At 39.6% G+C, this 23,757-nt stretch carries 16 protein-coding genes; all 16 read left to right on the top strand.

Going from position 1 to position 23,757, the window contains the following annotated elements; translation table 11 throughout:
* Nucleotides 1–159 precede the first annotated feature (159 nt).
* The 16 genes from WKU33_RS02140 to WKU33_RS02070 all read left to right on the top strand — a co-directional run bounded on the left by WKU33_RS02140 (nt 160) and on the right by WKU33_RS02070 (nt 23,511).
* Nucleotides 160–1,446, top strand: coding sequence for a sugar ABC transporter substrate-binding protein (locus tag WKU33_RS02140; RefSeq protein WP_340452948.1), 1,287 nt, complete (start codon nt 160–162; stop codon nt 1,444–1,446).
* Nucleotides 1,447–1,619: 173 nt separating this feature from the next.
* On the top strand, nt 1,620–2,867 hold the full coding sequence (locus tag WKU33_RS02135; protein ID WP_340453018.1) for a carbohydrate ABC transporter permease: 1,248 nt from the start codon (nt 1,620–1,622) through the stop codon (nt 2,865–2,867).
* Entirely contained in the window at nt 2,867–3,706 is an 840-nt protein-coding gene (locus WKU33_RS02130; RefSeq protein WP_340452947.1) for a sugar ABC transporter permease, read from the top strand. The genes WKU33_RS02135 and WKU33_RS02130 overlap by 1 nt, the downstream gene beginning before the upstream one ends.
* 189 nt (nt 3,707–3,895) lie before the next feature.
* A complete protein-coding gene (locus WKU33_RS02125; RefSeq protein ID WP_340452945.1) occupies nt 3,896–9,949 on the top strand; it encodes a pullulanase in 6,054 nt (2,017 codons plus the stop codon).
* A gap of 295 nt (nt 9,950–10,244) precedes the next feature.
* Nucleotides 10,245–11,516, top strand: a complete 1,272-nt coding sequence (locus WKU33_RS02120; RefSeq protein ID WP_340453016.1) for an extracellular solute-binding protein — start codon at nt 10,245–10,247, stop codon at nt 11,514–11,516.
* Nucleotides 11,517–11,589: 73 nt separating this feature from the next.
* A complete protein-coding gene (locus tag WKU33_RS02115; protein ID WP_340452943.1) occupies nt 11,590–12,894 on the top strand; it encodes a carbohydrate ABC transporter permease in 1,305 nt (434 codons plus the stop codon).
* 2 nt (nt 12,895–12,896) lie between these two features.
* Nucleotides 12,897–13,748: a sugar ABC transporter permease gene (locus tag WKU33_RS02110; RefSeq protein WP_340452941.1), complete on the top strand. Its 852-nt coding sequence runs from the start codon at nt 12,897–12,899 to the stop codon at nt 13,746–13,748.
* A 33-nt stretch (nt 13,749–13,781) separates the two neighbouring features.
* Entirely contained in the window at nt 13,782–14,651 is an 870-nt protein-coding gene (locus WKU33_RS02105; RefSeq protein WP_340452939.1) for a DUF1189 family protein, read from the top strand.
* A gap of 21 nt (nt 14,652–14,672) precedes the next feature.
* On the top strand, nt 14,673–15,698 hold the full coding sequence (locus WKU33_RS02100) for a LacI family DNA-binding transcriptional regulator (RefSeq protein WP_336252191.1): 1,026 nt from the start codon (nt 14,673–14,675) through the stop codon (nt 15,696–15,698).
* A gap of 87 nt (nt 15,699–15,785) precedes the next feature.
* Entirely contained in the window at nt 15,786–16,817 is a 1,032-nt protein-coding gene (locus WKU33_RS02095) for a Gfo/Idh/MocA family protein (RefSeq protein WP_340452936.1), read from the top strand.
* 5 nt (nt 16,818–16,822) lie between these two features.
* Nucleotides 16,823–17,857, top strand: coding sequence for a Gfo/Idh/MocA family protein (locus WKU33_RS02090; RefSeq protein WP_336252193.1), 1,035 nt, complete (start codon nt 16,823–16,825; stop codon nt 17,855–17,857).
* A 15-nt stretch (nt 17,858–17,872) separates the two neighbouring features.
* Entirely contained in the window at nt 17,873–18,841 is a 969-nt protein-coding gene (locus WKU33_RS02085) for a sugar phosphate isomerase/epimerase family protein (RefSeq protein ID WP_340452933.1), read from the top strand.
* A gap of 69 nt (nt 18,842–18,910) precedes the next feature.
* Nucleotides 18,911–20,581, top strand: a complete 1,671-nt coding sequence (locus tag WKU33_RS02080) for a glycoside hydrolase family 13 protein (protein WP_340452931.1) — start codon at nt 18,911–18,913, stop codon at nt 20,579–20,581.
* 79 nt (nt 20,582–20,660) lie between these two features.
* Entirely contained in the window at nt 20,661–21,635 is a 975-nt protein-coding gene (locus tag WKU33_RS02075) for an ROK family glucokinase (RefSeq protein ID WP_340452930.1), read from the top strand.
* A gap of 475 nt (nt 21,636–22,110) precedes the next feature.
* Complete coding sequence (locus WKU33_RS19040) at nt 22,111–22,278, top strand: AMP-binding enzyme (protein ID WP_445321671.1); 168 nt, start codon at nt 22,111–22,113, stop codon at nt 22,276–22,278.
* Nucleotides 22,279–22,344: 66 nt separating this feature from the next.
* A complete protein-coding gene (locus WKU33_RS02070) occupies nt 22,345–23,511 on the top strand; it encodes a lactate 2-monooxygenase (protein WP_340452928.1) in 1,167 nt (388 codons plus the stop codon).
* Nucleotides 23,512–23,757: the final 246 nt, after the last annotated feature.

The following is a 23,757-nucleotide window of genomic DNA, read 5'->3' as shown; positions in this document are numbered from 1 at the left end:
TTTTTGAAAAGTTTATGAAAACGCTTGCCAAATTAAATAGTTCGTTATAGAATGATATCAAAGCTAGGGCAAACGTTTGCGCAAAACTATTGTACTAATCTGATTTAGGCATATGTTTAGTTACTAGCTCAATTAGTTTAAAAGGGGAGAGGAATTGAGATGAAGAAAAGATACTTGTTATTATCGTTGGTTATGTTATTGTCTCTATTTGTTTTTTTGGCAGCCTGTGCACCAGACCGCGAGGAAGATATGAACAGTGGAAGTGAAGGTGAAGATAATGGCGAACAGGCGGAAAAACCAGAGGAGTTAACAGTCTGGGCAAATGATCAAGAAGAACAACTAGAAGCTGTTCGGAAAATAGCTGCCGATTATGAAGAGCAAGAAGGAATTAAAGTTAATGTGGAAGCGAAAAGTATGCTGGATCAATTACAAGAATTGTCATTAGCTGGCCCAGAAGGAAATGGCCCTGATTTATTCTATCAACCGCATGACCAAATAGGGAATATTGTGGCTCAAGGTCTTGCAGACCCGATTAATCTGACAGATGATGAACTAAGTCCCTATGCTGATGCTGCGGTGGAAGCTGTAACGTACAACTTTGATGGTGAAACAGATATATATGGAATCCCGGCAGTATTTGAAACATATGGGTTATTTTACAATACTGATATTGTGCCAGAAGCTCCTGAAACTATAGAAGACTTGAAGACGATCTTAGAAGAGAATACGAATGCAGCAGAGGACAAATATGGATTCTTAATGAAACCAGATGATTTATACTTTGCTTATCCGTTCTTCAAAAATTATGGTGGTTATATTTTTGGTGGAGATATAGGGGAGTATGATACTTCCGATATTGGTTTAAATAATGAGGGCGCTATAGAAGGTGGAGAGCTTTTCCAATCATTCTTTGGGAAAGGATTAATTCCTTCAGCAACAACAATTGATGTAATTGATGGATTATTCTCAGAAGGAAAAGTAGGCGCAGTTATTAACGGACCGTGGAGTATACCAGGTTATAAAGAGGCAATTGGTGATAGTCTTGGATTTGCTCCATTTCCTGCAATTAATGGTGAACCAAGTTCCACTTTAGTTGGAGTAAAGGCTTGGATGGTATCTTATTACTCTGAAAATAAAGATTGGACTAAAGACTTAGCATTGTTTATGACAAATGAGGAGAATTTGGAATATTACTTTGATGCGGCAGGAGAGCTCCCTCCAAATACGGCAGCATTAGAAAGTATTGATGACCCAATTTATGCTGCGTTTGCAGAACAAATTGAATATGGCGTACCAATGCCAAGTACACCTCAAATGTCTCAAGTTTGGGAACCGATGAACAATGCTTTACAATTCCTTGCTGAGGGTGAAGGAGCGAAAGCAGTTCTTGACGAGGCAGCTGAGCAAATTCAAACAAATATAGAAGCTAGTGGTGGAGGTCAATAAAACCAAAATAATAATGGGAAGGTTATTCTTCCCATTATTACTTTTAATGTTAAATAGAAAAAAGGAGGCAAAACGTTTTGTCTACTCCAGCAAAGAAAAATCCAGATGAAAATATAGAACAAAATAAAGTAAGGAAGAATGACAAATGGAAGAAACATAATCCGAAAGTGGCAATGATATTATCGATTGTTTTTGCAGGGTTCGGTCAATTATACAATAGGCGATATCTAAAAGGAACAATCTTTATTATCATGGAATTAGCTTTCCTTGTTGCATTTTTAGAATCTATTAACTATGGCTTATGGGGTCTACGTACACTAGGAACTATTCCCGGTACGGACCATTCTATCAGATTGTTAGTTTTAGGTGTATTGTCATTGATTGTAACAGTTATTGTGATCACTCTTTATGTATTTAATGTTATCGATGCAAAAAAACAAGCTGAAAAATTACGAGATGGTTGGAAGCCATTAAAGTTGAGAGCAACATTTAAAGAATTTTATGACCATGCATTTCCTTATATAATGACGTTTCCCGGTTTACTACTTATGATTTTTGTTGTTATCTTCCCTTTATTATTCTCTGTGCTTTTGGCTTTTACGAATTATGATTTATATAATTCACCACCTCGTAATCTAGTTGATTGGGTAGGGTTTGAAAATTTTAAAAACTTGGTTACAGTACCAATCTGGCAAGATACATTTATAAGTGTGTTTTCGTGGACTATTGTATGGACAGTTGTTGCAACTACATTACAAATTGCACTTGGTTTCTTTTTGGCTGTTCTTGTAAATGATCCACGAGTTAAATTTAAAAAATTGATTCGTACCATTTTAATTCTACCTTGGGCAGTACCAGCGTTTGTAACTATACTGGTGTTCTCAGCAATGTTTAATGATGATTTTGGAGCTATAAACAGGGATATTATTATTCCGTTATTAGGTGGAAATGGTGTATCTTGGTTGAGCGATCCTTTATATACTAGAATTGCCATTGTTATGATTCAAACGTGGCTTGGATTTCCGTTTATTTTTGCTTTAATTACTGGGATATTACAGAGTATTTCCACAGATTGGTATGAAGCAGCTGACATGGATGGTGCCTCGCGTTTTCAAAAGTTTAGAAACATAACATTTCCCCACGTGATGTTTGCTACTGCACCATTATTAATTATGCAATATGCTTCAAACTTTAATAATTTCAATGTCATTTATTTATTTAATGAAGGTGGCCCACCTATTCGAGGGCAAAATGCTGGTGGAACGGATATATTAATTTCCTGGGTATATAAGCTAACTTTTGATACAAATAATTACTCTATGGCTGCAGTAATCTCAATTATAATGGGGTTAATTGTTTCAGGATTTGCATTTTATCAATTCAGAAAGACAAGATCATTTAAAGAAGAGGGTGAAATCTAATGAATAGAAAGCAAAAGTCCAGAATGGAGTTAGCCTTCATTTATATAATAATTGCAGTTGTAGCAATTATTATATTTTATCCTTTAGTATGGACAGTTGGTATGTCTTTCAACCAAAGTACTAGTCTATATTCATCCAGTTTAATACTAGAAAATTTCTCATTAGATCATTATAAATGGCTATTTAGTCCAGACAGTGATTATTTACTGTGGTATAAAAATTCATTAATTGTTTCTATTGCAAATGCAATAGGAAGTGTAGTTCTAACTTCATTAGTTGCTTATGCATTTTCTCGATATAAATTTGTTGGAAGGAAAAATGGTTTATATATCTTCTTACTCTTGCAAATGTTTCCAGTTATGATGGCGATGGTTGCTTTGTATATCTTTTTGAATATGCTAGGTTTATTAGACACCCTGTCTGGTTTGATTTTAATATATCTTGGTGGTCAAATTCCGTTTAATGCATGGCTTGTTAAAGGATACTTTGATACAATACCTCGCGAATTAGATGAGGCAGCAAGAATAGACGGAGCAGGACATCTAAGGGTGTTTTGGAGTGTAATGCTACCACTTGCAAAACCCATTCTTGCAGTAGTAGCTTTATTCAACTTTATGACTCCTTTATTTGATTTTTTGCTACCCTCAATTGTACTTTCAAGTGAGGAAAATTATACATTAGCGGTTGGTCTATACAACTTTATTAATGATCAATTTTCAAATAACTTTACTAGGTTTGCCGCAGGATCTGTCTTAGTGGCAGTACCTATTGCAGCAGTATATTTATTCTTGCAGCGATATCTGATATCAGGACTGGCAGCAGGGGGAACTAAAGGTTAAACCTCTTAAAAAATTTACTGAAAACGTTTGCATGATTTTGAGATAGAATATATAATCAATAGAGAAATTGGGCAAACGTTTTCACAAATAATATTTGGAAAAGGAGAGATTTAATGACGAAAAGGTGAAGGTTCATTTATTTTACAGGAACATTTAGGCAAACGTCACGCAATTAGGAGAGGAGAAACAATGAAGATGAAGCACCACCAAAGAAGTATATCTATTTTTCTAACAGCTCTTATGTTTTTAAGTCTATTCTTTGGTATCCAACCAGTTTCAGCTGCAAGCTCAGAAAATCCTCATCAGAGTCCAGTGGTTGATGAGGAAGGGCTGAATGAAATTACGGATGATTCCAATTTGCCGACAGTTAAATTTGTTTATGAAAGGGAAAATCAAGATTACGAGGATTGGAATATTTGGGTATGGAACACAGGTGCCAAAGATGATCAGATTGATTTCGACGAAGTAGGAGAGGTTGCGACAGCGCATATTGAAGTTGGTTCAGCAACGAGCAGTATAGGCTTTAAATTAAGAAAAGGCGCGGATTGGGATGAGGTTGATGTAGACGAAGACCGCACGATTAACATCAGTCCGACAGAAGACCTGACAAAAGTGTTTGTGAAAGAAGGGGAAGTTGAATTCCGAACCGTTCCATTTATGCACCCCCCCAAAGTTGATGCGGGAAACGTGGAATTTTTCTATCGTGATGCTGATTTGTATCGCGGAGACGCAATGGATACGATTGAATCGGTTCAAGTGAAGCTGGATGGACAAGTTTACGATATGAATTTTGAAGCTGAAAACGAACGCTTTACTGGCACGGTGGAAGACTTGCCGGAAGGGGAATATGAGTATACGTATCTTGTTACGATTGATGGAGAGACGACAGAAATCGCTGATCCATACCATACCAATGGAGAAGGTAAATCAATCATTAATATTTCTTCAGAAGATTTAACAATTACGACGGAAGTGGCACCTCAAGAGATCGATTATAATCAACATGCAGTGTTGACATTACATATGGAGGATGACCTAGGACAAGAAGTTGACAAGGAATCGATTCGTGAGATGTATGTAGATTTAACTTCAGTTGGTGGGGCTGGTAAAACTGCTATTGACCCTGATTTAAAAGAAATAACAATCTCAGTTGCTGATCGTATTGGGGCTGGTACAAAGGTTTTGCCTGTTACAGTTATTGATGTATATGGCGGCACACATGAGGCAGAAGCTCAAGTAGATATCAAACCGCGGGCTGTCAACGGAGAAGAGGACTTCGACTGGGATGAGGCAAGAATCTACTTTATGCTGACAGACCGATTTGCTGATGGAAATGAAGAAAATAATAACAACATCGGCTATGATCCGACAAGTCCGGGTTCTTACCAAGGTGGGGATTTTAAAGGGGTTACTGAAAACCTCGATTATCTGGATGACCTTGGAATCAATACGATTTGGATTACACCGATTGTTGAAAATGTGTATCATGATGCTGCCTATAATGATGCCAATGCCGGTGGTATACCATACTATGGTTATCATGGATACTGGGCAAAAGATTTTGAGAAACTAAATCCGCATCTTGGAACGTTAGAAGAGTTCCATGAATTGATTGATGCTGCAAGTGAACGTGGTATAAAAATTATGGTGGACGTTGTATTAAACCATACTGGTTACGGCCTGAAAATGGATGATGGGAATTTGGAAGATCAACCGGAAGGCTATCCGACAGATAAAGATCGCATGAAATTTCGGGATATGCTTCGACAAGATGGTGGAAATCCAGGTGATGAAATAACTGGTGAACTTTCCGGACTTCCGGATTTTATTACAGAGAATCGGGAAGTACGTGAGCAAATTGTCGACTGGCAAGTAGGCTGGTTGGAAAAAGCGAAAACGGAAAAAGGGAATACGATTGATTACTTCCGGGTGGATACTGTTAAACATGTGGAAGATACAACATTGATGCATTTTAAAAATGAATTGACGAAAGTAATGCCAGAATTCAAAATGATTGGCGAAGCATTTGGGGCAACAATAACAAATGACTATGCCGATCGTTACTTAAATACAGGAACGATGGATTCACTTTTGGATTTTGAGTTCAAAAACATTGCAAGAGACTTAGTAAATGGAAATATACGTGCAGTTGATGGGAAAATCCAAGCTAGAAATGACTTATTGGATAATAAGGCAACAATGGGCCAATTCTTAGGCAGTCATGATGAGGATGGATTTTTACATTATATTGGTGCTGAGGATACGAGTAAGATAAAGGTTGCCTCTACACTACAAATTACTTCAAAAGGTCAGCCAGTCATTTATTATGGTGAAGAGTTAGGGCTTTCCGGAAAGGCAAATTGGCCGGAATATGACAACCGATATGTATTCCCTTGGGAGCAAGTGGAAGATAACGATGTTCATGAACATTACAAGAGGCTATTAAATATTCGCAATGATTATTCGAAGACCTTCTCTAAAGGAACCTATGAATTATTAGCTGGAGACAATGAATCCGGGTATATGATTTTTGAACGCAGTTATGAAGGAGAGTCAGTCATTGTCGGGATTAATACGACAGATGATGCGATAGATGTAAACATTTCAACTCCGTATGGTAAAAATGCGACTGCGGAAGATCTCTATAATGAAAAGTCTGTTGCAATTGGCGATGATCGCACTGTTACGGTGACATTACCGGCACGAACGGATGGTGGTACGTTCATTTTAGTATCAGACAGTGATGATGCTGAGGATGAAAATACGTTGCCGGAGATTCCTGAAGACACATTGCGTGTCCACTATCAACGTAACGACAATAATTATACCGATTTCGGATTATGGCTGTGGGAGGATGTAAAATCCCCATCAGAAAACTGGCCGACAGGAGCAACACCATTTGTGGAGAATCAAGTGACAGAGTATGGAGCATACCTTGACATACCGCTGCAAAGTGATGCGCAAAAGATAGGATTTTTAATATTGGATACCGCAACAGGTGATAAAGAGGGTGACGACAAGTTTGTCGAGTTATTCTCACCAGAAATTAATGAAGTATGGATTAAACAAGGTTCGGATGAGGTGTTTCTAGTAGAACCAATTGATTTACCAGACAATACGATTCGTGTCCATTATGAGCGTGCCGATCAAACCTATGATGGCTGGTCATTATGGTCCTGGGGCGATGTTGCAGCACCTTCTGATAATTGGCCGAATGGGGCGGAAGACGCGAATGGTATTGGGAAATACGGTGCATATTATGACCTTGTGTTAGCGGAAAATGCCGACGAGATCGAATTCCTTTTTATCAATAAAGATACAGAAGAACAAACTGGCGAGTATAGATTTAATATGCTTGATCACAATCAAATTTTCATAAAGGATGGGGATGACCAAATATATACAAATCCTTATGGGTCCATTCCTGTTATGCTTCTGTCAGGAGATTTACTGTCGGATGAGAAAATGCAGCTCCGATTTACAAAAACAGAGGATTTAACAGAAAATGATCTTCTGGAAGGCATTACGGTAGTGGATAAAGCTGGTAATGACGTTGTTATTGAACGCGTAAAAATAATGGATGATGCGATTGTAGAATTGTACAGTACATTTGATTTGGAGCAGGCGCCATTTTCGGTTACCTATGGAGAGAAAACAATTTCTGTCTCTGGTGGCTGGAAAATGATTGATGAAATGTATGCTTATGATGGTGAACTCGGTGCACGGCTGCATGATGATGGATCTGCGACATTAAAATTATGGTCACCGAAAGCCGAAAATGTTTCTGTTGTGCTTTATGATAAAGATGATCAGTTCAATGTTGTTCGTGAAGAAATTCCTATGACTTTAGGAGAACAGGGTGTTTGGGAAGTAACGCTAGATGACGAAAATACTGGCTTAAACAGTTTAAACGGGTATTATTATCATTACAAGATTACCCATGATGGAGAAGAAAAATTAGCACTTGATCCATATGCAAAATCGATGGCCACATGGGCAAACCCTGAAGCCGGCGGAGAATATCCGATTGGAAAAGCTGCAATTGTTGATCCGTCTTCCATCGGTCCAGACCTGGATTATGCTACGATTGATGGATTTGAAAAACGTGAAGATGCAATTATTTATGAAGTGCATGTGCGTGATTTTACATCAGATCCTAATATTTCCGATGAATTGGATTCACAATTTGGTACATTCCGTGCTTTTGCTGAGAAATTGGATTATATAGAGGACTTGGGTGTTACACATATTCAACTATTACCGGTCATGAGCTATTTCTTTGGTGATGAGTGGGCGAGTGATGAGCGCCTTATGGAGTGGTCATCATCGGATAATAATTACAACTGGGGATATGACCCGCACAGTTATTTCTCATTATCTGGCATGTATTCGGAAAATCCAGATGACCCAGAGTTACGAATTGCCGAGTTCAAACGTCTCATCGATGAAATTCATAGCCGTGGTATGGGAGTAGTCCTCGATGTAGTATACAACCATACAGCGCGTACAGAGATTTTTGAAGACTTGGTACCGAATTACTACCACTTTATGAATGCAGATGGCTCACCAAGAGAGAGCTTTGGTGGCGGTCGTCTTGGTACGACACATAAAATGTCCCGGAAAGTGTTGGTTGATTCGATTACGTATTGGGTGGAGGAATTTAAGGTTGATGGATTCCGCTTTGATATGATGGGCGACCATGATGCGGAAACGATTCAAACTGCTTATGATGCTGCAAAGGAACTCAACCCAAATATCATCATGGTTGGTGAGGGCTGGAGAACTTATGTTGGAGATGAAGGTGAACCGGTCATGCCGGCAGATCAGGATTGGATGCAATATACAGACAGTGTCGCTTCATTCTCTGATGAATTCCGCAATGAGCTGAAATCTGGTTTCGGCAGTGAAGGGGAGCCGCGCTTCTTAACAGGTGGAGCTAGAAATATTCAGCAAATCTTTGATAATCTAACAGCCAACCCCCATAATTTTGTGGCTGATGATCCGGGTGACGTGCTAACATACATTGCGGCACATGATAATCTGACATTACATGATGTGATCGCTCAATCGATTAAAAAAGACCCTGAATACCATGAAGAAGAGATTCATAAGCGGATTCGACTTGGAAATGCAATGGTATTGACCGCACAAGGTTCAGCGTTCATTCATGCGGGTCAAGAATTTGGCCGGACAAAACAGTTTAGAGCAGAAACGACGGAGGCACTGTATAAATCAACCTATATGACGGATGAAGATGGCAACCCATTTGTATATCCATATTTCATCCATGATTCCTATGATTCTTCTGATGCAATCAACAAGATTGATTGGGAAAAAGCAACAAATGAAGAACGCTATCCAATTCAGAATTTAACAAGGGAGTACACGACAGGATTAATTGAATTACGTCGTTCAACTGATGCATTTCATTTAGGAACAAAGGATGAAGTGGATCGTAATGTGACATTGTTAGATTTCCCAGAAATTGCAATAGATGATTTAGTAATTGCTTACCATGCGATTTCATCGGATCAGAACGAGGAGTATTATGTATTCCTTAACGCAGATAGCGAGGAACGTGCATTGTCATTAGGTGATCTTGATCTAAGCGATGGTGTCGTTATCGTTGATAATGATGAGGCTGGTGTGAGTGAAGTCACTGATCCGAGTGGATTTGAGCTTACTGAAGATCAATTGAAGATCGATGCGTTGACGACAGTTGTTGTGAAGCTAGAGGATAAAGCACCGGTAGACCCGGAGGACCCACCAGTAGATCCCGAGGACCCGGGTGACCCAGGTGATAAGGAGCCACCAGTAGATCCTGAGGACCCGAGTGACCCGGGAGACGTGGACCCACCGATAGACCCTGAGGACCCGAGTGACCCGGGAGATAAGGACCCACCGATAGATCCTGAGGACCCAAGTGACCCGGGAGATAAGGACCCACCGGTAGATCCCGAGGACCCGAGTGATCCAGGAAATGATAAGTCACCACCAGACCCGAAAGAACCTGGTGATGACGAAGGTAATGAAAAACCAGGGGCTGGTAAAGAAAAAGATAAAGGTCGAGATAAAGGGAAGTTTAACAACGGAAAAGATAATCAATTAACAGAAGGTAAAAAAGAAGGTGGAAAATTACCTAAAACAGCAACAACTAACTATAATTGGATGCTTGCTGGTCTCGTTTTACTGCTTGCAGGATTAATCACATATATCGTGCAGAGAAAACGTAGATTAAGGTAATAAAATAATAGCTGCTATATCTTAATTGGTATAGCAGCATTTTTATTTTTTAGTAAACGATAAAAATTCTTAGTGAAATCGTTTGCGCAAATCACAAGTTTAGTATATTATAGTAATAGAGGTTGTGCAAACGATTTCGCAAGCTAGTAAAACTACCATTTCGAAAGGAGATATCATACTTAAAACAAAGTCATTTTTTTTAGGCAATTTAAGAAAGCGTTTTAGTAGTTGTTCGGGGGTAAAAGATTGAATTAATCGACAAAAAACGAGAAAGAGGAGATGTAAAATGAATACAATGAATTGGAAAAAGTTCACATTAAGTATGATTATGGTTACAGTTCTGTTTCTAGCAGCTTGTAGTAGTGGCGAAAAAGACAAATCTGATTCATCCAATTCAACGGATGGAGGAGAAAGTACGGGATCCGCAACATTAGAAGTTGGGGTGGAGGATGATTATGTCAGCTTTATAGAGGAAATAGCTCCTGCATTTGAAGAAGAACATGGTGTCACCATTAAGGTTTCAGAAAAAGACATGTTCGACACGTTGGAGGCGTTGCCATTAGATGGTCCAGCTGGACTTGCACCAGACGTTATGATTGCTCCTTATGACCGTGTTGGAAACTTAGGCCAACAAGGACATTTAGCGGAATATACGTTCCCTGAAGATGGAAGATATGATGAAACAGACGAAATGCAAGTGACATTTGAAGAGAAAATTTACGGCGCTCCATTCGTTATTGAAGCATTAGTCCTTTATTATAATAAAGATTTACTAGACACGGCACCGGAAACTTTCGAGGAATTGGAAGCTCTAATAGATGATGAGCGTTTTGCATTTGCTTCTGAAAGTGGTAAGAGTACTGTATTCTTAGCAAATTGGTTGGACTTCTATAGTACATATGGACTCCTTGCAGGACACGGTGGTTATGTGTTTGGAGAAGACGGAACAGACCCGACAGACATTGGCTTGAATGATCCAGGTGCAATTGAAGGAATTGCGTATGCGACAGAATGGTTCCAGGATGTATGGCCACAAGGAATGATGGATGCAACATCTGCAGGAGATTTCATTGATGCCCAGTTCACAGGTGGAAACACTGCAGCTATTATCGGCGGACCTTGGCAAGCTGCGACTTATAATGAAGCGGGTGTCAATTACGGCGTATCCGCTATACCAACTCTTCCAAATGGTGAAGCTTACCAGCCATTTGCTGGCGGAAAAGCATGGGTTATCAGTGACTATGCAGAAGATAAAGAGTTGGCGGAAGAATGGTTGACTTATGTAACAAACGAAGAAAATCAACAAATACTATATGATATGCGAGCAGAAATCCCTGCTAACAATTTCACAAAAGAAGAAGTCAGCCAAGGAGATAACGAGTTAACAAGCGCGGTTATTGAACAATATAACACTTCTGTTCCAATGCCGAATATTCCTGAAATGGCTGAAGTTTGGACAGGTGCAGAAACATTAATGTTCGATGCTGCTTCTGGAAATAAAACGCCGGAAGAGTCAGCGAATGATGCAGTAAAAGTCATTCAAGAAAATATCGAACAAAAATATTAATAAGAAAAACAATGTAACGGCAGGGCCCAATTAGGCTCTGCCGGGCATTTTTGGAAAAGGGAGTGACACTGTTGTGGAACGTACAGAGGACGCGAAGAAGAGGGTAAGAACAGCGACATGGCTCTCGGTCATTCCAGGAATAGGTCAGTTTTATAACAAACAAACATTTAAGGGCATTGCCTTTCTAGCCGTATTTGCTTTGTTTATTTATGAGATGATTGTGTTTGGTTTTGCTGCGTTTACTGGTATGGTTACGTTAGGGTTAACACCAGGTGAGGATCATTCTTTATTCTTACTCATAGAAGGATCCTTGCAACTACTTTTGACAGTTATATTTTTATTGTTTTATGCTATTAATATTTATGATGCGAGAAAAGTTGCAATACAAATCGTTGAGGGAAAGAAAATAAATAAAACGGCGAAAGATATTTTGAAGAATGTGTATCATAATGGTTTTCCTTATCTATTCACGATACCCGCTTACCTCGTTATGATTTTTGCAATTATCTTCCCGGTTTTAGTTACGATCTTTATCTCATTTACAAACTATGACTTTTATCATATACCCCCAGCTAGCTTAATTGATTGGGTTGGGTTTGATAACTTTATTAATATGTTCTTCCTCAGCTCGTATCGTGATACATTTATAGCTGTACTTGGTTGGACGATAATTTGGACACTAAGTGCCACTACATTACAAATAGCCGTCGGTATATTCACGGCAGTTGTGTTAAACCAGAAGTTTATTAAATTTAAACGGTTATTTGGAATTATTTTCTTACTCCCGTGGGCTGTACCTGCATTCATTACCATTATGAGCTTCTCAAATATGTTTAATGATAGCTTGGGAGCAATTAATTCACAGGTCATTCCGTTTATCAATTCGCTTGTTCCTTTTATAGATTTGGGAGCTTTACCATGGAAGACGGACCCATTCTTCACTAAGATAGCAATTATATTAGTTCAAGGTTGGTTAGGATTCCCTTATATTTATGTGCTGGTGTCGGGAATCTTGCAATCTATTCCAGAAGAACAATATGAATCAGCAAAAATTGATGGGGCTGGTCCAATCCAGCGCTTTCGACATATAACCCTTCCTACGATATTAATGATTGCAGCGCCAGTGTTTATTACGCAATATACCTTTAATCTGAACAACTTCAACATGATTTACCTCTTTAATGAAGGGGGACCAGGAAGTATCGGAGCAGGTGCGGGTTCAACGGATATCTTGATATCATGGATATTTAAGCTTACAACTGGAACATCACCACAATATTCAATTGCAGCAGCGGTAACATTATTTATTTCGATATTTGTCATTGCTATTGCGTTGATTGTATTTAAAAAGACAAAAGCATTTGAAATGGAGGATTAACGATGAGTAATTTATTCCGATCACAAAAATCTTCCCGATTCTTTACAAAGTTTTTCACGTATGCATTTTTACTACTGGTAACCGTGATTATATTGTATCCTTTGTTGATAACAGCAAGCTCCGCATTTAAAGCCGGTAACATCTCGGTCTTTGATCTTAACTTCGATGCGACATGGACATTGGATAACTTCAGGAGATTATTTACAGAAACACTCTATGGCGAATGGTATATTAATACGCTGGTCATTGCATTTGTCACGATGATTATCCAGGTGGTACTTATTACATTGGCTGGTTATACATTTAGCCGTTATCGTTTTATTGGCCGTAAGAAAAGCTTGATGTTTTTCTTACTCGTCCAAATGATACCAACGACTGCTACTCTAGTTGCCTTCTACGTTATGGCATTGCTGTTAGGTGCACTCGACCAAAGTTGGTTCTTGATGTTCCTTTACATTGGGGGAGGTATTCCAATGAATACTTGGCTAATGAAAGGGTATTTTGATACGATACCATACGATTTGGATGAATCGGCAAAACTGGATGGTGCTGGTCACTTCAGGATATTCGCACAAATCGTGCTGCCAATGGCAAAACCGATGATTGCTGTTCAAGCATTATGGGCGTTTATGACACCGTTTGGCGAATACATGTTAGCTAAATTCCTATTGCGGTCACCTGAAAATTACACTGTAGCAATTGGATTACATACATTTATTAGTAATCCGCAAGAACAGAAAGTAGCACTCTTCTCTGCAGGGGCAATCTTAATTGCGATACCGATTAGTATCTTATTCTTTATGTTGCAAAAGAATTTTGTTTCCGGTTTAACTGCAGGCGGAACTAAAGGATAATCGATTTAAATCATAGAAATGAAGTGAGTATAGATGAAAACAGATATATTCCCATTAAATTACTTTAAAAGTATATTCAGGCCTACCGACATGTTTACGGGGAGACATCAATTAAACTGGTTGCAAATCATTCTTGTATTTTTCTTTTTAAATGGTTTGATTTTGATCCCAGTGTCGCTGGAGTTTGCGAAAATGGATACTTACGAAATTGATGAAACGTATCCGAATGCGTTTGCACTTATTGATGACGCGACCGTGACCTCGTTAGAAGATGCAACTTTCTCTCAAGGAGAAATGGAGCATGCTCCTATCTTTTTTCAAGAGAAAGAAACTGGCGTGATTGGCGGGAATTTATCAGAGGAAAAAAGAGAGCAAGCGCTGGAGATGGAAAATGCAGTCCTCTTCCAAAAGGAAGGCATAACAATTAAGGAAGCGGGACAGCCAATATCAAACATTAAATATACTCGGGGTTTCGATTTGTCAGGTGTAACCAATGAAAAAGAACTGCAAGCAGCGATTTCAAATCAATGGTTTACCCAGAATAAAGCAATCGTTGTAGGTGGCTTAATCTTTGCTGTTTTTAATATCGCATTTGCAAGCCTGCTCTTTTTTGTAATCGGTGCTTCATTCTTCATCTATTTGACGAAGAGAGGTCAATCCTCATCAATAAGGACATATAAAGAATCGGTCAATCTAATTGTAAACACACTTGGATTAGCAACTTTAATCGCAATGATTACGGGATTGTTAGGATTCGATGTTGCTGTCATTATGATGACACAGTCAACGGCTCTAATCTTTATCCTGCTCGCTGTGTTTTATTATACTCACTTCAGTGATGAGTACGTTGAAAGGAAACAACAACAGAAAATAGAGACCCAGTATGGGAAGTCAGGCTATTAAAGAAGTGAGGTGAAATGGAAAATGGTAACAATAAAAGACATAGCAAAGGCAACAGGTGTATCACCCTCTACTGTTTCTAGGGTAATTGCCGATAATCCGAGAATTAGTCCAGATACAAAGAAAAAAGTACGAAAAGCAATGAAAAAGCTAGGTTATCATCCGAATATCCATGCACGAAACTTAGTTGCCAAATCAACAAAGGCAATCGGTGTTATCTTGCCGTCATCTGCTGACAAAGCATTGCAAAACCCATTTTTCCCAGAAGTATTGCGGGGAATTGGATCTGTTACACATAAGGAACAATATACGATGATGCTTTCCAGCGGACAAACAGAGGAAGAAATACTTGCGGAAGTTGAACGTATGGTTTATGGCAGTTATGTTGACGGCATGATCTTACTTTATTCCCGAATGAATGATCCTGTTACGCAGTTCCTGAGGGAAAGAGAATTTCCATTTGTCATCGTTGGAAAACCCTATGAGAACATCAGCGAAACAACCCATGTCGATAATGATAACTTTTCAGCAGGAAAAGAAATTACCGAACATCTTATTGAACAAGGGCATGAAAAAATCGCATTTATTGGTGGGGCGAGGGATTTATTCGTAACAGTTGACCGTGAGGAAGGCTATAAAGCAGCACTGGATGAAGCTGGGCTAGAAAATAAAGAAGCGTATCAGATTCATACCGAATTTCTGAAATCAGGAGGGCGGGAAGCTGTAGAGAGTTTATTAGCGCTCGAGACCCCTCCGACAGCGATTGTAATTAGTGATGATTTAATTAGCTTAGGTGTTTTAAGCATGCTTGAAGATTCAGGATTGCATGTTCCAAAGGATATTTCGTTAGTAAGCTTCAATAATGTATATTTATCAGAAATTACGCGTCCTGCGTTAACAACAATTGATATACAAATCTATGAATTAGGCGCACAATCAGCTAAAGCGTTAATAGAAAAGACAGTTAATAAAAAGGAACCGGCAAAACGGATCATCATTCCGCACAACGTAATTTACCGTGAATCCGTAAGTGAATATAAGTCTGAGTGAATATGGAAGATTGACTAAACCCCTGCGCATGGAAAAGCGGATTCACCAGAGAAATAGCCGAGAAATAAACGAAGGAGGAATCGTCCTATGACAAAAATTCGTGTTGCTGTCATTGGCTGTGGAAGTATTGCAAAACACCGCCACTTAATCGAATACAACAATAACCCACATGTGGAGATTGTCGCAGTGTGTGACATTAATGAAGCAAGAGTAAAAGAAACTGCTGAAAAATATCATGCTAAAGCATATACAAGTTATGAAGCATTGCTGGAATCAGAAAATATCGATGCAGTGAGCGTCTGTCTCCCTAACTATTTACATGCAACAGTAAGTATCGCTGCCCTAAATGCAGGCGCTCATGTCTTATGTGAAAAACCGATGGCAACTTCCCGTGAAGAAGCTGAACAGATGATTGAAGCAGCTAAGAGAAATAATAAGAAACTCATGATCGGCCATAATCAGCGCTTCGTTTCTTCTCATCAAAAAGCAAGGAAATTAATCGAACAAGGTGAAGTTGGAAAAATTTATAGTTTCCGTACGAGTTTTGGACATGGTGGTCCAGAAGGCTGGAGTGCAGACGGAGCGGACAGTTGGTTCTTCAAAAAAGAGCAGGCCTTTATCGGAGCAATGGGTGACCTTGGTGTACATAAAGCGGATTTACTGCGTTATCTGTTAGGTGAGGAATTCGTAGAGGTAGGAGCTTTTGTCGAAATGAATGCGAAAGAAAATATCGATGTCGATGATAATGCAACGTTAATTTTAAAAACAACAAGCGGCATCGTAGGAACACTGGCAGCAAGCTGGGCATATACCGCAAAAGAAGATAATTCAACGATTCTTTATGGGGAAAATGCAACGTTAAGGCTTGAGGATGACCCCGAATACTCCCTTATTGTGCAATACAATAATGGGGAGGTAGTGAAGTATGAGTTGGATGGCATTCAATCGAATGAAGATGGTGGTCAAACAACCTCATATACAATCGATCATTTCGTCGAATCCATTCTTCATGATACAAATCCATTGATTGATGGCGAGGAAGGCAAGAAATCATTGCAAGTGATTCTAGGTGCTTTGGAATCAGTGGAAACGAAACGAATTATCAGCTTGGAGAAGTGAAATTGATGCGGAAATTGAAAATGGGAATCATCGGAGTAGGTGGGATAGCGCAAGATCGCCATATCCCAGCCTACCAGGCATTATCAGACAAAGTAGAAATTACCGCAATACAAGATCTTAAAATTACAAAAGCAAAAGAAGTAGCGAAAAAATTTAATATCCCTTACGTGTTTTCCAATTATGAAGAACTTTTTGCCGCCGTTGATGCGGTGACAATTTGCACACCGAATAAATTTCATGCAGAAATCTCTATCGCGGCATTAGAAGCGGGAGTCCATGTTTTATGTGAAAAACCGATGGCCATTACGGCCGAAGCGTGCGATTTAATGATTGAAGCAGCAAAGAAAGCGAATAAATGTTTAAGCATTGCGTATCATTATCGGTTCATGGAATCTGTTCAGCTGGCCAAACAAACAATGAAAGAAGTCGGGGACCCGCTTGTAGCAAGGGTCCAGGCATTGAGGTGCCGGAAAGTTCCAGGCTGGGGTGTGTTTACGAATAAACAATTACAAGGCGGAGGAAGTCTGATCGATTGGGGTTGCCATTTTTTGGATGCAGCACTTTGGCTATTAGATGAACCCAACGCAGTAGAAGTAACAGGAACAACGTATAACAGATTAAGCAAAACGCCAAATCAGCTCAACGACTGGGGCAGCTTTGATCATGAATCTTTTGATGTGGATGATCATGTATCTTCCTATATCCGATTTGAGAATGGTGCCTCTATGTTATTTGAATGCTCTTGGGCAGCAAATATAAAAGAAGATACGACAAATGTAAGCATATCCGGTTCGAATGGCGGATTGAATGTATTTCCATTTGAATTCTATCAGCCAAAAACTGGAGCATACCTAACAACCACAGCAAAAGTGGAAGATGATCAAGCAAAAGCAGGATTTCTTCAGGCTAAAAACTTTATTGAAAGCTGTCTTGGGGAAGCAGAATTAGTGAATAAACCTGAGCAAGCGAGAACGGTTACCAAAATAATTGAAGCGATTTACAAAAGTAGTGAAAGCAAATCAAGTATAACATTAAATTAACTGGAGGCGGTATCCATGAAATTAGGCGTATTTACAGTATTATTTAATGAAAAACCTTTTGAAGAAATGTTGGATCATGTAAAGCAAGCTGGACTAGAAGCAGTTGAAATTGGTACTGGTGGGAACCCTGGTACTGCTCATTGTGATGTGGATGAACTACTCGCGAGTGAGGATAAACGGAAGGAATTTATCGATAAAGTTCATTCAAGGGGCTTAACGATCAGTGCATTCAGCTGTCACGATAACCCGGTTTCCCCAAATAAAAAACATGCAAAAAAATCCCATGATACGTTCGTGAAAACCGTGAAACTTGCACAAATGTTGGATGTGCCAGTCGTCAACACGTTTTCCGGTACACCAGGAGCGCATGAAGATTCCAAATACCCTAACTGGCCTGTCACACCATGGCCAACCGAATACACGGATATTTTAAATTGGCAATGGGAGAAAAAATTGATTCCTTATTGGAGAGAGCAAGCCCAATTTGCAAAAGATCATGGGGTGAAAGTTGGATTGGAACTTCATGCAGGTTTTCTCGTTCATACTCCTTATACATTACTGAAACTTAGAGATGCAACGAACGACGCAATCGGTGCTAATCTGGACCCAAGTCATTTATGGTGGCAAGGCATTGACCCGGTTGCAGCGATTAAAATATTGGGTAAGGAAAATGCGATTCATCATTTCCATGCGAAAGACACATATATTGATCAAGATAATGTAAACATGTATGGCCTGACAGACATGCAGCCATATGCAGATGTAAAGACGCGTGCATGGAGTTTCCGTTCAGTCGGGTACGGTCATAGTATCCAAGAATGGTCTAACATTGTGAGTGCGTTACGGACGTATGGTTATGATTATGTCATGAGCATTGAACATGAAGATCCGATCATGTCGATTGATGAAGGCTTTCGCGCAGCAGTTCGAAACTTGAAAGCTATCAATATGGAAGAGGCCCCCGCTAATATGTGGTGGGCATAATCTTGCTTTACAGGAAAACAATTAGCTGATGTTTGATATCAAACCGTTCAGCTAAAGGAGGAAATAAGTATGACTAGCCAGTGGTGGAAGGAAGCGGTAGCCTATCAAATTTATCCGCGCAGTTTTATGGATTCAAATGGAGATGGTATCGGGGATATCCAGGGTATCATCTCGAAATTGGATTATTTACAGGATTTAGGGATTGATGTCATTTGGGTCTCACCAATCTATCCGTCTCCGAACATTGATAATGGTTATGATATTAGCGATTACCAAGGGATTTCAGCCGAATACGGAACAATGGAAGATTTCGATGAATTGCTGCGGGAGGTACATGCCCGTGGTATGAAATTGATTATGGACCTTGTCATTAACCATACATCAGATGAGCATGAATGGTTCATTGAATCCCGTTCTTCAAAGGACAATGCCTACCGGGATTATTATATTTGGCATCCTGGAAAAAATGGCAAAGCCCCGAATAATTGGGAATCTATCTTTGGAGGATCCGCCTGGGAGTACGATGAGAAGACTGGAGAATATTACATGCATGTTTTCGCCAGTAAACAACCAGACCTCAACTGGGAAAACCCGGAAGTTCGTCACGATTTGTATAAAATGGTGAATTGGTGGTTGGACAAAGGGATCGATGGTTTCCGAGTCGATGCGATTTCACATATTAAAAAAGTTCCCGGGTTTCCAGATATGCCGAATCCCGACAATCTAAAATATGTTCCTTCGTATGAGGGACATATGAATCGACCTGGAATTGAAGTTTTCCTGGAGGAACTGAGAAAAGAAACGTTTGATAAATATGATATTATGACCGTCGGAGAAGCGAACGGAGTCAAAGTTGAACAAGCGGATGCATGGGTCGGTGAGGAGAATGGCTTTTTCAATATGATCTTCCAATTCGAACACTTGGACCTTTGGGGCAAGAGTGCAACAGGCGGACTCGATATGCAAGGACTTAAAAAAGCGCTCAGTAAATGGCAAAAAGGTCTGGATGGTGTCGGTTGGAATGCGCTGTTCTTAGAAAACCATGACCAGCCTCGTTCTGTTTCCACATGGGGAAATGATACGGACTTGCGGGAAAAATCGGCAAAGAGCTTTGCAACCATGTACTTTTTAATGCAAGGAACACCGTTTATTTATCAAGGGCAAGAGATTGGGATGACGAACGTCGAGTTTGATTCCATTGATGATTATAATGATGTTGCAATTAAAACACTTTATAAAGAAGAACGGGAAGCCGGTAAGAGTCATGAAGAGGTAATGAAAATCATCTGGAAGAGCGGCCGGGACAACTCCCGCACACCGATGCAATGGAATAGTAAGGAAAACGGCGGATTTACAACGGGAACACCATGGATGAAAGTAAACCCAAATGTGAAGGAAATTAATGTAGAAGCCGAGCTGAAAGATCCTGATTCGATTTATCATTACTATAAAAAGTTGATTGAGCTGCGCCGTGGAAATGAGACACTCATATACGGCAGCTATGAACTTATCTTAGAAGAACATGAGCAAATTTATGCTTACGTACGAACGTTAGGCGAGGAGCAGTATGTTATTTTAACAAACTTATTGGATGGTACTGCTGATTTCGAGTTCCCTGAAGATTTACTAGGTAAGCAGGCGGAATTGCGATTAAGCAACTATCAGGTGGAAGAGGCTCATGAAACACTGGATACGATGACTTTCCGTCCGTATGAAGCCCGAGTGTATCAAATAAAATAAGATGTTGCTTGATCATTCAGGAGTAACCTGCTCATAAGGAAGCAATCCGCTAATCTTACATGATAAGGAGTACATCTAAATGGATGAGTTGATGATAGGTATAGATATTGGAGGCACTACTGTAAAAATCGGCTTAATCAATCATAATGGAGAACTTTTAGTTAAATGGCAAATACCAACGAACAAAGATAATGCAGGAAAGACAATTGTAAAAGATATTTGGGCATCGATAACGGATACCTTATCAAAGCACAAAATAGAAAATAAAATAATAGGAATAGGTGTGGGCGCTCCCGGTTTTATACATCCAGAAACTGGTATCGTTGAAGAGGCTGTGAATATTGGCTGGAAAAACTTCAATCTGACAGAAGAACTTCACCGATTATCAAGTTTACCTGTATTTATAGAAAATGATGCTAATTTAGCAGCATTAGCGGAGAACTGGAAAGGGAGCGGCAACTCTGCTGAAAACCTTATATTTATTACGCTTGGTACCGGTGTTGGTGGCGGAATTATCGCAAATGGAGAGATTTTGAACGGAATGAATGGCACTGCCGGTGAAATTGGACACATCTTGGTTGCGCCAAACGAATACCGCTGTAATTGCGGAAGAATGGGATGTTTGGAAACAATAGCTTCGGCAACAGGAATTGTGCACATGGCTATGGATCATATAAAAGAAGCTCCTCACGGTGTACTCGCTGCCCGTTATAACCAACGTGGTATGCTAGAAGCGAAAGATGTTTTTGATTGTGCAACGTCCGGAGATGAAGCGAGTCAAAGGATTATTGATCGAATGAGCGATGTGTTAGGTATGGCGATGGCAAATATGGCAGTTACGATCAACCCTAGTCAGATCATAATTGGTGGCGGCGTCTCCAAAGCAGGGGAGCCGTTGCTCGCTAAAATAACAGCAGCATTCAAAAAGTATGCCCTCCCTGGGGTAAGTGAATGTTGTGAAGTGAAGCTCGCACAATTGGACAATGATGCAGGAATGATTGGTGCGGCTTATCTTGTGAAAAGTCGATTTGAGAAGCAAGAGATTAAGCTGTAGTTTTTACTGAAATTGAAAATAATGCTGGGACATAACGCTTCCAACTTGGATTAAATCTAAACAAATCTACTGACTAGTTCTGGAATATCAGGAGACTACTGTAGTAAGAAAGGCATCAATGAGACCTCGCAGTGTATCGCACCCAAGGAGACTAATCAAGCCGCTAAAGGAAGCGCGAAGTTATATTCCTGGAGCGGCTGTTGATGCTCCTACACTTTGTTTAGATCGATCACCATATTTGGAAGTTATGTCTCGGCTATTATATAACTGGACAAACTGTTAACTATAAATTTCAGAATAATAAATATAGGTGATATATACATAATAATCAATCTTATGGTAAGCTATAAAGTAAAACTTGCTGAAAGGGAGGCAGGATTGAAAGATAACATGGTTGTTCTTGTAGTAGAATTTAAAAATTCCAAGGGGGAATGACGGATGCAACAGATGCTATTCAGCGACCCAATCAAATTAAATGCAATTCAATCAAGAGGAAATAATTGATTTTTGTTCCGGGAAATTAGCTAAATATAAGATCCCGCGCCGCGTAGATTTTGTAGATGAACTGCCGCGAAGTCTACAAGGAAAGTTACTAAAATATCAGTTGCGTGAGAGATATATAAATAATGTAACTAGTGAATAAGATGATTGATAGGTAAAGGGTCGAATAAAAAAATACTTCAAGTAAGAAATCGAGGAGGTATATTTCATGGAGAACATCGGAAACAAGATTCAATTTGAAATTTATTCAACGATGCATTGTCCTGATCCCAAAAGGCTTCCAGTGATTCTAGAAGATTGGGAAAAACTTGCCCGTGAGAAATTAGAAGATGGTCCATATTATTATATCGCGGGTGGAGCTGGCGGAGAACATACAATACGAGAAAATTTGAAAGCGTTTACCGGCGTGAAAATTATTCCGCGAATGCTTCAGGATGTTGATAAGCGGGACTTGTCGATAAATTTATTTGGTGAGATTTTCCCGTCTCCAGTTCTGCATGCGCCCATTGGTGTGCAATCTATTATTCATAAAGATGGAGAAATTGGTTCGGCATTAGCTTGTGCGGAATTGGGCGTACCTTATATAGCTAGTTCTGCATCGACTGTTCCCATGGAAAAAATTGCGGAGGCAATGGGTGATGCACCACGTTGGTTCCAGCTTTATTGGAGCAGAGATCCGGATATTACTGCAAGCTTTTTAAAACGGGCAGAAGCGTCCGGCTATTCAGCAATTGTTGTTACGTTAGATACGCCAATGATGGCTTGGCGGGAGTATGATTTGAAAAATGTATACCTACCGTTTCTTGCTGGTGAAGGAGTAGGGAATTATTTTACCGATCCAGCATTTCAAGCAAAACTTGAAAAAAATCCTCAAGAAGACCCACAAGCTGCGATTATGCATTGGACAAAAGTTTTCGGTAACACATCTTTATCGTGGAAAGATATTGCTTTTTTACGGGAGCATACGAACCTTCCTATCATTTTAAAAGGAATCCTCCATCCAGATGATGCGAAACTTGCTATGGAGAAGGGAGTCGATGGTATTATTGTATCTAATCATGGGGGACGCCAGGTAGATGGCGCAATCGGAGCATTGGATGCACTTCCAGAGATTGTGAATGTAGTCGAAGGAAATATCCCTGTACTCATGGATAGTGGAATTCGCCGAGGTTCGGATATTGTAAAAGCAATAGCCCTAGGAGCGGAGGCGGTACTAATTGGTCGTCCCCTTATGTATGGCCTTGCAGTTGCCGGTCAGCGGGGAGTTAAGGAAGTATTGCAGCATATGCTCGCCGATTTGGATATTACAATGGGACTTGCCGGACAAAGTTCTGTAAGTCGGCTGGATGAGTCGATTTTAAGAAAAAGTGAGTAGGGGATTTTTTAGATACGATTTTTTTCGCATATACTTACTATTTTGCAAAGCATGACTCAAATGACAATATTGATTTCTTGATTGTTGTAAAAGAAAAATAGCTATATATTTAGATATGATATGCTCCCCCGTATAGTATATTAGACTGAGAAATAATATAAGTCTCTTCTTCTATAGGGGGAGCATATGAGTGTTGTTCTTTTATTATACAGTTTAGATTAAATCCTCAAGCGGTGGAATATTGTC

Origin of the sequence: Oceanobacillus sp. HCA-5259 (assembly GCF_037892815.1) — a bacterium.
Lineage (GTDB): Bacteria > Bacillota > Bacilli > Bacillales > Amphibacillaceae > Oceanobacillus > Oceanobacillus indicireducens.
This window is presented reverse-complemented; position numbering and strand designations above follow the sequence as displayed.